The following is an 11,862-nucleotide window of genomic DNA, read 5'->3' as shown; positions in this document are numbered from 1 at the left end:
TTTAACTACGTAATCATTATCAAACATTTCCAACACCTCAATTATTGTTAAGTTTCCTGTTTGTTATAGTTTATGAAATAATCAGACGCATATCATCCGCCATCAGCTGTAACTTTGCGGTTCATCTTTTACAACTAAAGGCTGAAACGTACGCTCATAATTGAACGCACGAATAACAAGATATGCAAAAAAATGAAAAGTGTGCACGTTTTGTTTTAAAAAAGGCTATATCTAAAAAAAAGAAAATTGTCACACACATTTATGAATATGTATCTACTAAGTAAGAAGCCTTTTTTAGTTGGTGGGATTGAAGGTGAAAAAGATGGATGAATTATTTAAAGATCTTGATGTGTACAGAACGCAAGAAGAAATGAAGCAGTATTTTGAACATACGCAGCAAATGATTCATCAAAACAGAGAATATATAAAATTAGCCCGACTTAAAAAAGGGCGTTTCAAAAAGTTTTTTGAAGAGTTTTATCCGCTTTATTGTTTCAGCCAATCTTCCTATTGTCCGAGGAATTCAAAATTGAAGCTTATTATTGGAAGTCAAGGATACGACGGATTAATTCTTCAGCCGGATGGTACTGAAAAACGAATTGAAATTACTTCTTACAAAGATGGGAAACTGGAATTTGAAGATGCACAGAGGGTGAATTCAGGAAATTTCGCTCTACCCCGTATCCAGACGGAAGGTTCTGTAGAAGAGTATATAGAAAAAGTGCTAGAAAACATCCAAAAAAAGAGCAAAAAAGATTACAGTGGAGCATCCATTCTATTTGTTGTACACACATTTCATTATTTTGAAGCCTGTGGAAAAAGTTCAGCTGCCTTTATTCGTACCTTAAAAAAAGAAATGAAGAATACTGATTTTCGAGCGGATAAAATTTATTTATTGGAATTAAATCAGAAAGAAAGTGAAAGTGTTAAGCAAAACATTCATTTCATTAAATAAGAAGACACGTTGCAGATGTTGAGGCGTGTCTTCTTTTCTGATAACAGAACTCTCTTAATACAGGTGGATAATTTTGAAAATTACAACAATTAAATGCTATAATTCAAGTATGAATATGCATTCAGAGGAGGAAAACCGATGGATTTAGCTTATAGAGATAAAGCTTACGAATATGCCAAAAGATTCGAATCTAGCTATGACGATTATGATGAACGCTATAAGGTGCACAATAATCCGACGGTGTGGCGATTTATGCCCCTGTCTGATTTTCAAGATTTACTGGAAACCAATGCGCTTTTTTTCGCAAAACCTGATGCATTTTCCGACCCCCTTGAAGGATGCTCTTCAATGTGGAACATAGAAGAGTTAAGAAAAAAAGGCGAAAGTCATAACCGTACCTCTAGAACCTATATAAGAAAAATCCATGAATTTTCTGCTGTTTCATCCTGGCATATCAATGATTACGAAGCTGCTGGAATGTGGGATCTATATTTAAAGGGGAATGATGGCGTAGCTATTAAAACCACCTATGAAAATTTATTGTGCAGTATTAAAGATTTACGCTATAAACTCTTCTCTGGCAAAGTGCAGTACATAGACTTTCAAAAAGAAATGATCAGCCACTCTGTATATGACACATTATTTTATAAGCGCAAATCCTATCAGCATGAAAATGAATTGAGGCTTGTTATTGTAGCAAGTCGCATACACGCTTGGAAGCTGCAAAAGCTGTTCGAAATTCAAGGTATTTCCGCAAATCAATGGCAAAAACGAATGGATATCCTTGAAAAAAGATCGTATGATTTTTCTCACGAGCATGGTAACCTCCTTACATGTAATTTACATCAGCTGATCAATGAAATTTACGTATCACCAAAAAGTGCTCAAAGCTGCGTAGATGAAGTAAAAGCCCTTGCTAAAAAACACGGACTCGCTTATAAAAAGGTCACTCAGTCCGACTTGTATAAGGACTATATTTATTAAATGTTTATGTTATTTGAAAACAGGTAAATCAGTAGTAAAAGATGTTTACAAGGAGGAATACTATCATGCCTTACAATTCATTAAAAGAACTGCCGGATGGAGTAAGAGATAATCTTCCTCATCATGCTCAGGAAATTTATAAAGAAGCATTCAATTCAGCAAGTGATGAATACAAAGAAGAAGCTACCGCTCACAAAGTTGCTTGGAACGCGGTGAAAACGAAGTACAAAAAAGATGATAATGACAACTGGGTGAAAGAATAGAGACAAAAGAACCTAACCATAATGGATTTATTATTTTTTGAAAAAATCTCCCAATTAGGTTTCAATTATTTTTTCGAGGGTACACACTCTATGTAAGGCCAATACAAGAAAGGAGAGACTGTACACATGCATTGTTTTACAGCGACTTCAAGAAACGTATTGAGCACCTTAGAAGGAAGATTTGTTTTGATTACAAAAGGCACATTGGTAAACAATCGTTATACTAAGTGCTAGGCTGTCTAATTCAGACAGAATACTCGACTATTCAAACATAACATTCAGTATAAAAAAGAAGATGCGTGCTAAGCGCATCTTCTTTTTTGTTAACTCTATTTTCCCTCCTTTTTTGTACTTCGTCTCATTTTTACGCATAAAGTAATAAAAAGGAGGGGGTTATGCTGTGTGATTATGAACAGGAGTTAACGATTCACCGAAAAGATGCTACTCAAAAGACTGCAGCGACTAATGCTGATACTTATAAAAACATAGACTGGGAACAAGTGAAATTAGAACAAAATCTTGCGGATTACCAAGCTGTTGTACGCGTACCTTTTCCTCTGATTTTCAAAAAAAATCAGCTGTATCCTGTATGGGATTTAAGAAAGTACGCTTTTTTATTTGAACAATCTACACCTGCTACTGTCCACCCTAAACTGTGGGAACAAGGAAAATTAAATGTACAAGCCGGCTTATATCAAGTAACTGAAAATATCTTTCAAGTCAGAGGCTTTGATATGGCTAATATTACATTTGTTAAAGGAAAAACGGGATGGATTGTTATTGATTGCTTGACGTCAAAAGAAACAGCAGAAGAAGCACTTAAACTAGTAAACCAGCACTGCGGGAAGCGTCCTGTTAGAGCCGTTATCTTCTCACATTCACATATAGACCATTACGGTGGAGTTTTAGGAGTATTACCTGACTCAACACAAAATAAAACTAGTAAAGTTTATGCTCCTGCTGGGTTTATGGATGCGGTTATCGATGAAAACGTCACGGCAGCCACAGCAATGACACGAAGAAGTCAATATATGTACGGTATTCAACTGCGACGCGATGAAAAAGGCCTAATTGACAACGGTATCGGAAAAGAAATTTCATTTGGAACAATCACGCTTATTAAAGGAATAGAAGAAATTCGTCCTTCCGAACCTCATTCTTATGTAAGTAAGAAAATTGACGGCGTCTCATTTCGGTTTCAGCTTACGCCAGGAACGGAAGCTCCTGCTGAAATGAACATCTATATTCCTAGTGAAAAGTCTCTATGTATTGCAGAAAACTGTACGGCCACTCAGCACAACCTCTATACGCTCAGAGGAGCAAAAGTAAGAGACGCAGCAGCATGGTCAAGATACTTGCAGCAAGCAATCGATTTATTTGGCCAAGAGCTAACAACTGTATTTGGGGTACATAATTGGCCAAGGTTCGGAAACGAGTCGTGTATTACCTATATCGAAAACCAACGAGATGTTTATCAATATATTCATGATCAGACATTAAGGCTCATGAATCAAGGATATACCATTGATCACGTCGGCCGAATGATGAAGCTGCCAGAAATCCTATCTCACGAGTGGTATACCAACGGTTTTTATGGAACGGTTAACCACAACGCAAAAGCGGTTTATCAGCGCTATATGGGCTGGTATAACAGCAATCCTGTAGATTTAAATAAACTGTTTCCTGAAGAGTCAGCTAAGAAGTATGTAGAGTATATGGGCGGAGCGGACAATATTGTCAAAAAAGCGCAGTGCTGTTTTCAACAAGGCGACTACCAATGGGTAGCTGAAGTGACCAAACAAGTTATTTATGCTGATCCTCACCATGTGAAGGCAAAACTTTTATGTGCAGACGCGCTTGAACAGTTAGGGTATACAGCTGAATCTGGCCCTTGGCGAAATGAATATTTAACAGGAGCCAAAGAACTTCGTTTAGGTAATATACCGCTTCCTGCCAACATTATCACAAAAGAAGTATGGGATACACTTCCTTTAAAAAATATTTTAGAACTATTTAGCATTCGCGTAGATGGATTAAAAGCAGGTGCATGTAACTATCGTATATTGTTTGTGATACCCGATCGTAATGAAGTAGCTCTTACAGAACTTAAGCATGGAATCTTTAGGTATCTTGGAGATACGCGAAGGAAAGCTGAGGTGACGGTAACGATGTGGCAAGATACCTTATATCGACTCACAACTACAAATGATCACTCTTATAGCTCGGTCCTATTTGTTCAAGGAGATAAATCGAAATGGGATTTCTTTTTGTCTTGTCAGGATTCTATCGATCCAAACTTTAATATTGTGACACCTGTTTCTAAAAAATAAAGTACCTGATTACAGCTCAGAAAGCACATCGTTGATTTTCTGTTCAAAGCAGCTGTCGCATGTGAAGATTTCTTTTTCTTGAAAAGATGTTAGCCTTTCTCCGCAGATGGAACAGCATTCTATACAGTGATTGTTTGGTTCTTGTTCTTTTCTTTCATGTAACATAGCACTTTCCTCCTTTGTAGTATAAATAGTTTGTCTTATTTCTTTAAGTATATACTAATATCAGCCTATGCAGGGAATATAAGGCTTGCTAATGCAGATTATTTATAATATAAAAGCGTTGTAAAGGAGCGGAAATTGGCACAGGAATTGCATATTAAATCGTTGAGGAAATTCAATGATTAATATGGGGTGAACAGAATGTCTATTACAAAAACAGCTAGTGAATTAAAAAAAGAACAGCAGCAAGAACAGGAATCACTTAATTTATTTTTATCTACTCAAACGGTTATTCAAGAAGCGCTTCAAAAGCTGGGCTATGGTGAAGAAGTGTACCATTTATTGAAAGAACCGCTGCGCATGATGACGGTTCGCATTCCGGTTAAAATGGATAACGGATCGGTAAAAGTATTCACCGGCTACCGCTCTCAGCATAATGATGCTGTCGGGCCTACTAAAGGAGGCGTACGCTTTCATCCTGAAGTCAATGAAGAAGAAGTGAAGGCACTATCCATTTGGATGAGTTTAAAATGCGGGATTGTCGATCTTCCGTACGGCGGCGGTAAAGGCGGAATTGTATGTGACCCAAGAAACATGTCTTTTGGTGAACTAGAACGACTCAGCCGCGGCTATGTAAGAGCCATCAGTCAAATAGTTGGGCCTACTAAAGATATTCCTGCACCGGATGTCTATACAAATTCTCAAATCATGGCGTGGATGATGGATGAATATAGCCGACTGCGTGAGTTCGATTCTCCTGGTTTTATTACCGGAAAACCTATCGTACTCGGAGGATCTCAAGGACGCGAAACTGCAACGGCTAAAGGAGTAACCATTTGTATAGAAGAAGCTGTTAAAAAGAAAAACCTTAACTTGCAAGAAGCGCGGATTATTATTCAAGGCTTCGGAAATGCCGGCAGTTTTCTTGCTAAGTTCATGCATGATGCAGGTGCAAAAGTAATTGGCATTTCAGATGCATACGGAGCTCTTTACGATCCGCTTGGTCTTGATATTGATTACCTGCTTGATAGACGCGACAGTTTTGGTACCGTAACGAATTTATTTACCAATGTGATCACAAACAAAGAACTATTAGAAAAAGAATGTGATATTTTAGTGCCCGCAGCCATTTCGAATCAAATTACGGTTCGCAACGCTTATCGCATTAAAGCTTCTATTGTAGTAGAAGCAGCGAACGGACCGACTACGCTTGAAGCTACGCGCATTTTAAATGAAAAAGGCGTGCTTTTAGTGCCAGATATTTTAGCGAGTGCTGGAGGCGTAACGGTTTCATACTTCGAATGGGTGCAAAATAATCAAGGCTACTACTGGTCTGAAGAAGAAGTAGCTTACAAATTACGCAAAGTAATGGTGGATTCATTTGAAGCGGTCTATCAAATCTCTCAAGAACATGACGTAGATATGAGACTTGCTGCTTACATGGCCGGAATTAAAAAATCAGCTGAAGCTTCTCGTTTCCGCGGCTGGGTATAAGATAAAAAAAACGATTTGGGCTCTATGTTCCAAATCGTTTTTTATTTACCGGACTGCCAAATAATTAAAAGAAAACCTGCTAAAAAAGCAAACACGCTTAAAAAATTGGCATATTTATCGCGACCCGAATAAGGGCAAAACAATTGACAGTGAGAATGATTTTCAATTATTCTATATATAAGATATATACATACCTATACTAATAAATTAAATGTAGAAAAGGAGATAGAAAGCATGAGCGTATTAGATATTATTAAAGCTAGAAGAACGATTGGGGCCATGCAAGACAAAGACGTATCAGAAGATGCTATTAACCTTATGTTAGAAGCCGGCACTTGGGCTCCTAATCATAAAAAGACAGAGCCTTGGAAGTTCCGCGTGTTTACAGGGGATTCACGCGTTCGTTTAGGAGACGAAATGGAACGTATTATGAAGCAAAAAACTGCTCACTTAAGTGAAGAAGAAGCGTTGAAAAAAACAACAAAAGCAAAAAAAGGACCGCTTCGCGCTCCTGTCATTATTGCTGTAGCAGTAAGCCCTTCTGGAAAAGTGCCTGAAATTGAAGAAATCTCTGCCGTAGCGGCAAGCATACAAAATATGCTATTAGTAGCGGAAGAACAAGGTCTGGCTACAATTTGGAGAACCGGTGAAATTGTCTATCAGTCAGAACTGAATGACTTTTTATCTCTAGAAGACGGAGATAAGCTCTTAGGCTTAATTTACGTCGGCCACCCTAATAAAGAAGCTTCATCAAAACGTATTCCATATCAAGATAAAACGATTTGGTATCGTTAAAAGGTTATTCCCATGTTTCTATAAATAAAAGGCAGCAGCTCAACTTATGAGCTGCTGCCTTTTTTATTGTTTTTGAAAAGTGCAAATTTAATGCCACCATGCAGCGGCATCAATTTGTACTTTTATGGGTTTACCTGCAGCAGTTCTTTTTAGTATCTTATCGCGAACTTCTCTGGTTTCCGTAACTACTAGTCAAAGCAAAATAGGAATTGTCTGTGTTCAGTCTTCTTTGCGAAGACCAAAATAATAAGTACACGCCAAACCGAAGATAATGGGCGGCAAAAGAAAGACGATCATTTAACGGTCACCTTCCTTTCGGATGATTGAACGTCTACTTTCTGCGTTGGGGTAGCAGTGTTGACAAAGAAGATGCCTTTTAACTTTGAGTATTCCATCAATACTAATAGCAAACTCATCGCAAGAAGCGGAACACACACCACTTTGGCAGGAATGTTGAAACAATAGTTAAGGACGGTGATGTTGGCAATAATGGGGAGAAAAATAATGTTCCCTAGTGTCGCGGTACGCGGAATCACCAATAACAACGCAGCTAATAATTCGCCAGCGGCAATAAAATAGTTGTAGAAATCGGAATACCCAAAGAAATACCACGCCAGTTTCATCGCAGAATCTTTTGTTGAATCGAACACAAAATCGCCTGTTATAAATTGTCCTGGATAGATTTTGGCCATTCCATAAATAAGAAACGTAATAGCCATGGTCCACCTTAGGGTCGCAAGAACACTTAAACGAAATTTCTCTTTTGTTGATAAACGCATTGTTTTCCTCCATTTGTATGCTTAGTCCAAAAATCGCATTTTGGCTTCAGGGGTCGGCAACATACATGACGTTTGTTTTCCAAACCACTTATACCGATTACGTGCAATGAAACGATAGAGCAGGTTTCGAATGAACGAGGGAACCACTTGGAAACACGCCATTAGTTGAATGGGTCCTCGAAGCTGGCGGACAATATGTAGAATAGCCGTAGACTCTGTGTAAAGATTCCCGTTCATAAGAAGAATAACCGAGTGAAGTGGTGGATGCTCATGGTTATGCTTACGCAGCAAGGTTCCCGCAGTATCAGATTGAAGCGACGCAAAACGAAATAGAGCACGTGGATCTCGTTTGATAACAAACTGTACCCATCCGTTGCAAAGGTTGCAAACACCATCAAATAGAATAATAGGATGGTGTGATGGATTTGGCGGCATGACGTTTCTCTCCTTCCTTTTTTATGAATATTTACTAAAATAAGTATAATTGTTTACGTGTGGGACTACAAGACATAAGGGTAAAAGTAGAAATGTTTTATGTGAGTTCAAGTGAATTTAAGCAAGAAAACAGAGTCAAATACAACACTGTTTTTGTTTGAATTTGAATGTAGCAGCTTATCTAATAAACTTCTACTTTTTTGTGTTTCTTATAAACAACTAAAAATTTTTCCTTTTTTAACAAAATGTAAAACTATTCCTGTTTTGAAACGTACTAGATATAGTGGGGATTTACGAGGTAGATGTAATAAAAGCGTGAACTACCTTTGCTACTACAAAAAGAAACTTACTTCGAGGTGAAGACGTGAAAAATAAACATATTTTAGAGGTGAAAAATTTAACTAAAGTTTATAAAGGAGAGGGCTATGAAGTTACTGCACTAAATGATATATCCTTTCAGTTAAGGATAGGTGAAATGGTTGCTGTTATGGGAACAAGTGGTTCAGGAAAAAGCACACTGCTGAACATTTTAGGAGCACTGGATGAACCAACTAGTGGAACGATTAAATTAAAAGGAATGCTTTCAAAAGATATGTTCCAAGAACCTCAAGCTTCAGCGTACAGAAGAGATAATATTGGATTTGTCTTTCAATCATTCCACTTATTAAAGGATTTATCTGTAGAAGAAAACATAGCTCTGCCGCTCGTTTTAAAGGGACTTACATCGGATGTAATTGATTTAAAAGTAAATAACGTTGTCGAGCTCTTGGGCTTAACAGCTTGGAAAAAACACCGTCCTGTACAACTGTCAGGTGGACAACAGCAGCGCGTAGCTATAGGAAGAGCAATTATAACTGAACCACCTATTATTCTGGCAGACGAGCCTACAGGTAACCTTGATTTTAATACTTCCGAAGTCATACTACACACACTAGTAACTACAAAAAACGAACTTAGCCAAAGCATACTTCTTGTTACTCACGACCCTAATGTAGCTACTTATGCAGATCGTGTTCTATTCTTTCATGATGGCTCTATTGTCGATACATATATCTGTAGCGGAAATAGTGATTTGGATCATATACTAGAGAAGTTTAAGCTTATTACAAAAGTCGAGAGTCCTAAGATATGAAAACACTACAAGGCTTAGCTTTTCGTTTATTTAAGTCCAATAAATTTATAGTGTTCTCATCTATTGTAAGTATAGCTATTTCTACGATGCTTGTACTTAGTATGGTTTTATTCTCTTTTAATGCGCAGGACACATTAAAAAGTCAATTAAAACAAACTTACGGTGAGATGGATTTGTCTGTAGGGTTTGAGATGGATCAAGGCAAAATTTTGACATCGACTTTAGTGGAAGAAATTCACCAGGATAAAATGGTAGATAAGGTATCAAAAGTATCTATTGCTCATTTGAATCTAAATAAACTAAATACCTCTATCTATACAGTAGGTGTCGAAAATGATTATTTAGCTAAAAGTCGGTATCACTTTTCCAAACCGTTGAATAAGAATTCTGTCGCAATGAACAAAGGACTAGCTAAAGATTTACATGCAAAAGTAGGAGATAAAGTTCTTATAGAAAACAAAACATATACATTAGCAGAAACGGTAAAAGATTTATCCGCTACTGGAGTAGCTCCAGATATGCTAATACTTAATCAAAAAAACGTAAAAGGCTATATTCAAGCAAAAGAAAAAAGCAGCGCAGAAGCAACTTATTTATTAATAAAGGCACACAAGAATGAGAGCGCCTTAAAGTTGGCCGATCGTATAAAATCTTATAACAAGAACTTACGTATTGATATAGCTGAACAAGATGCAGGCGTGCAAAATAATTTACAATCCTTACATACATTTATTATTGTTTTATCGGCATTGGTGTTAATTATCACGTCTCTTATTCTCATTTCAAACTTTGAGCTTTTGCTTTACAAGATGAGGAATCAGTTCGCCATTATGCGTTCAATAGGAGCCAGTGCTAAACAGATTAGCAAGATTATCATACTTCAAAGCACCGTTATAAACACCGTAGGTACAGGTGTAGGATTTTTGCTAACCTTTTGCAGTCAAAGGTACTTATATAGCTGGTTAGGAAAAGTGTCAGAAATACCTTCCTTTCCATCTGACTTTAACGTAGGTACTGCCATTACCCTTACAGTTGTAATGTTTGTTATTATTCAATTCTTTTTACTCGTTCCAGCTTATCGAAGTACAAAAGTATTGCCCCTAAAAACAATGCAGACGAACGAGAAAATTAACTATGGTTTTTCCAAGACAAGAGTAGTAGTTTTTAAGGTACTATTAGCACTGTCCTTATTTTTAGTTATAGGAAGCCAAGTATTTCCTACAAGAGGCACATACGGACCTGGGATGTTGCTAATTACAGTTATTTTAGTTTTGCTTGCCTTTATACTAATCTTTCCTATCATAGTGACTAAAGGATTAAAATGGTTTTTGCCATATGGACAAAAAATATTTGGCAAAGAATTTTATATTGCGGTAAAAAACCTAATTCCCCAAGTTAAAAAAAACACAATGATTATCTTAATAATATGGGGATTAATGATCATTACTGTATTTGGGTCAATTACATTTAGAACCATACAAATTAATGGACTAACCTACTTAAAAAAAGAATATGTAATGCCTATTATTGTGGAAACTCGCCTTGATGATTCAAAAATAGATGTAGAAGAACTAACTAGAAAGGCTGAACAATTACCTAACGTAAAAAGCGTTAGCAACATGAGTAATCAAGGCTTAGGAGAGATTTTAAATTCAAAAAAGGTTGCGGATATTCGTTACAATGTGGTTGACTTGAAAAGATTGCAGAAGCAAGGACTTCTAGAGCACTTCTCGTATGTAAAAGGAAGTAATAAAGAGAATAGTATAATAGTGTCTGAAAAATTTGCTGAAAGTCATGATTTAAAAGTAGGTCAGGTACTCCATTTAGGTATGTATGTTGAAAATCAAGATGAATCAATGGTAGAGGGAAATATAATACCTAAGGGAGATTATGTGGTAACAGCTATACCTAATCACCTTCTTGACAATAATGAAGCATTTTTAGATTGGAAAAGCAACAAGTTTAAAGATGTAGATTTTTACCGCCTATACATAGATGTTACGGATGTAAAGGCCGCTGTAAAAGAAATTGAAGGTTTAAAAAGCCAGTATTCCGAATTAAAGGTAAGCAGCTATGATCAATCTGTTAAAGAAGCAAACGAAATGTTTTATCAGCGCTGGGGAATTTTTATAGTTGTTATTGCCACGTTGGTTGTTTCTACCATGGTAGGAGTATTTAATTCATTGGCAAATAATATTTACTCAAAACGAAAAGAATTTGCTGTTTTACGCGCGATGGGCATGACGCCAAAATCCATTCGTAAAGTCATTCTTTCACAGGTGAATTTATATATTACGATTGGAGTAATATGTGGAATTGTAATGGGACTTTTAGTGACATTAATTCTGCTATTAATGGATCCAGGGAAGTTTGTTATAGCTTATAAAACGATTCTTTCTGTAGTAGTATCAATGCTTGTAGTTAGCACTTTTTTATTCTCATACGTAAGTCGAAAAATATCTGGACAAGATCTTTCTATAGAGCTTACTAATGATAATAGGTGACTTCTCATGTAGATATATTATAATATTAA

11 protein-coding genes are annotated in these 11,862 nt (G+C 36.7%); 8 read left to right on the top strand and 3 right to left on the bottom strand.

Translation table 11 applies throughout. From position 1 onward, the window contains the following. Positions 1–322: 322 nt before the first annotated feature. The 4 genes from AC1D0Y_RS11370 to AC1D0Y_RS11355 all read left to right on the top strand — a co-directional run bounded on the left by AC1D0Y_RS11370 (position 323) and on the right by AC1D0Y_RS11355 (position 4,532). Positions 323–955, top strand: coding sequence for a hypothetical protein (locus AC1D0Y_RS11370; RefSeq protein WP_060745596.1), 633 nt, complete (start codon positions 323–325; stop codon positions 953–955). A gap of 138 nt (positions 956–1,093) precedes the next feature. Beyond that, on the top strand, positions 1,094–1,939 hold the full coding sequence (locus AC1D0Y_RS11365) for a DUF2971 domain-containing protein (RefSeq protein ID WP_060745595.1): 846 nt from the start codon (positions 1,094–1,096) through the stop codon (positions 1,937–1,939). A 65-nt stretch (positions 1,940–2,004) separates the two neighbouring features. Further along, a complete protein-coding gene (locus AC1D0Y_RS11360; protein WP_060745594.1) occupies positions 2,005–2,202 on the top strand; it encodes a ChaB family protein in 198 nt (65 codons plus the stop codon). Between the two features lie 395 nt (positions 2,203–2,597). Then, complete coding sequence (locus AC1D0Y_RS11355) at positions 2,598–4,532, top strand: alkyl/aryl-sulfatase (RefSeq protein WP_060745593.1); 1,935 nt, start codon at positions 2,598–2,600, stop codon at positions 4,530–4,532. Positions 4,533–4,541: 9 nt separating this feature from the next. On the opposite strand, the gene AC1D0Y_RS11350 is transcribed toward AC1D0Y_RS11355, so the two are convergent. Next, positions 4,542–4,697 carry a hypothetical protein gene (locus tag AC1D0Y_RS11350; protein ID WP_169305162.1) on the bottom strand — a complete coding sequence of 52 codons (156 nt, stop codon included), beginning with the start codon at positions 4,695–4,697 and terminating at the stop codon, positions 4,542–4,544. 198 nt (positions 4,698–4,895) lie between these two features. On the opposite strand from AC1D0Y_RS11350, the gene AC1D0Y_RS11345 reads away from it, so the two are divergent. Next, the gene (locus AC1D0Y_RS11345; RefSeq protein WP_060745592.1) at positions 4,896–6,188 is read left to right on the top strand and encodes a Glu/Leu/Phe/Val family dehydrogenase; all 1,293 of its coding nucleotides are present in this window, start codon (positions 4,896–4,898) and stop codon (positions 6,186–6,188) included. A 234-nt stretch (positions 6,189–6,422) separates the two neighbouring features. Beyond that, on the top strand, positions 6,423–6,983 hold the full coding sequence (locus AC1D0Y_RS11340) for a nitroreductase family protein (protein ID WP_025751852.1): 561 nt from the start codon (positions 6,423–6,425) through the stop codon (positions 6,981–6,983). Between the two features lie 293 nt (positions 6,984–7,276). On the opposite strand, the gene AC1D0Y_RS11335 is transcribed toward AC1D0Y_RS11340, so the two are convergent. Both AC1D0Y_RS11335 and AC1D0Y_RS11330 read right to left on the bottom strand, forming a co-directional pair. Further along, positions 7,277–7,762, bottom strand: a complete 486-nt coding sequence (locus tag AC1D0Y_RS11335; protein WP_060745591.1) for a hypothetical protein — start codon at positions 7,760–7,762, stop codon at positions 7,277–7,279. Between the two features lie 21 nt (positions 7,763–7,783). Next, positions 7,784–8,197 (bottom strand): thiol-disulfide oxidoreductase DCC family protein, encoded by a 414-nt coding sequence (locus AC1D0Y_RS11330; protein WP_060745590.1) that lies wholly within the window; start codon positions 8,195–8,197, stop codon positions 7,784–7,786. Positions 8,198–8,561: 364 nt separating this feature from the next. On the opposite strand from AC1D0Y_RS11330, the gene AC1D0Y_RS11325 reads away from it, so the two are divergent. Beyond that, entirely contained in the window at positions 8,562–9,329 is a 768-nt protein-coding gene (locus AC1D0Y_RS11325; protein ID WP_060745589.1) for an ABC transporter ATP-binding protein, read from the top strand. Then, positions 9,326–11,833: an ABC transporter permease gene (locus AC1D0Y_RS11320; protein ID WP_477707586.1), complete on the top strand. Its 2,508-nt coding sequence runs from the start codon at positions 9,326–9,328 to the stop codon at positions 11,831–11,833. The genes AC1D0Y_RS11325 and AC1D0Y_RS11320 overlap by 4 nt, the downstream gene beginning before the upstream one ends. Positions 11,834–11,862: the final 29 nt, after the last annotated feature.

It is taken from the genome of Priestia sp. P1_B12_1, from assembly GCF_056406695.1.
Note: the sequence above shows the minus strand (reverse complement) of the source record. Positions and strands in the feature narration are given on the sequence as shown.

Coding starts and splice junctions, on each gene's coding strand:
- AC1D0Y_RS11370 (WP_060745596.1), top strand. CDS start 323: ATGGATGAATTATTTAAAGATCTTGATGTGTACAGAACGCAAGAAGAA.
- AC1D0Y_RS11365 (WP_060745595.1), top strand. CDS start 1,094: ATGGATTTAGCTTATAGAGATAAAGCTTACGAATATGCCAAAAGATTC.
- AC1D0Y_RS11360 (WP_060745594.1), top strand. CDS start 2,005: ATGCCTTACAATTCATTAAAAGAACTGCCGGATGGAGTAAGAGATAAT.
- AC1D0Y_RS11355 (WP_060745593.1), top strand. CDS start 2,598: ATGCTGTGTGATTATGAACAGGAGTTAACGATTCACCGAAAAGATGCT.
- AC1D0Y_RS11350 (WP_169305162.1), bottom strand. CDS start 4,697: ATGTTACATGAAAGAAAAGAACAAGAACCAAACAATCACTGTATAGAA.
- AC1D0Y_RS11345 (WP_060745592.1), top strand. CDS start 4,896: ATGTCTATTACAAAAACAGCTAGTGAATTAAAAAAAGAACAGCAGCAA.
- AC1D0Y_RS11340 (WP_025751852.1), top strand. CDS start 6,423: ATGAGCGTATTAGATATTATTAAAGCTAGAAGAACGATTGGGGCCATG.
- AC1D0Y_RS11335 (WP_060745591.1), bottom strand. CDS start 7,762: ATGCGTTTATCAACAAAAGAGAAATTTCGTTTAAGTGTTCTTGCGACC.
- AC1D0Y_RS11330 (WP_060745590.1), bottom strand. CDS start 8,197: ATGCCGCCAAATCCATCACACCATCCTATTATTCTATTTGATGGTGTT.
- AC1D0Y_RS11320 (WP_477707586.1), top strand. CDS start 9,326: ATGAAAACACTACAAGGCTTAGCTTTTCGTTTATTTAAGTCCAATAAA.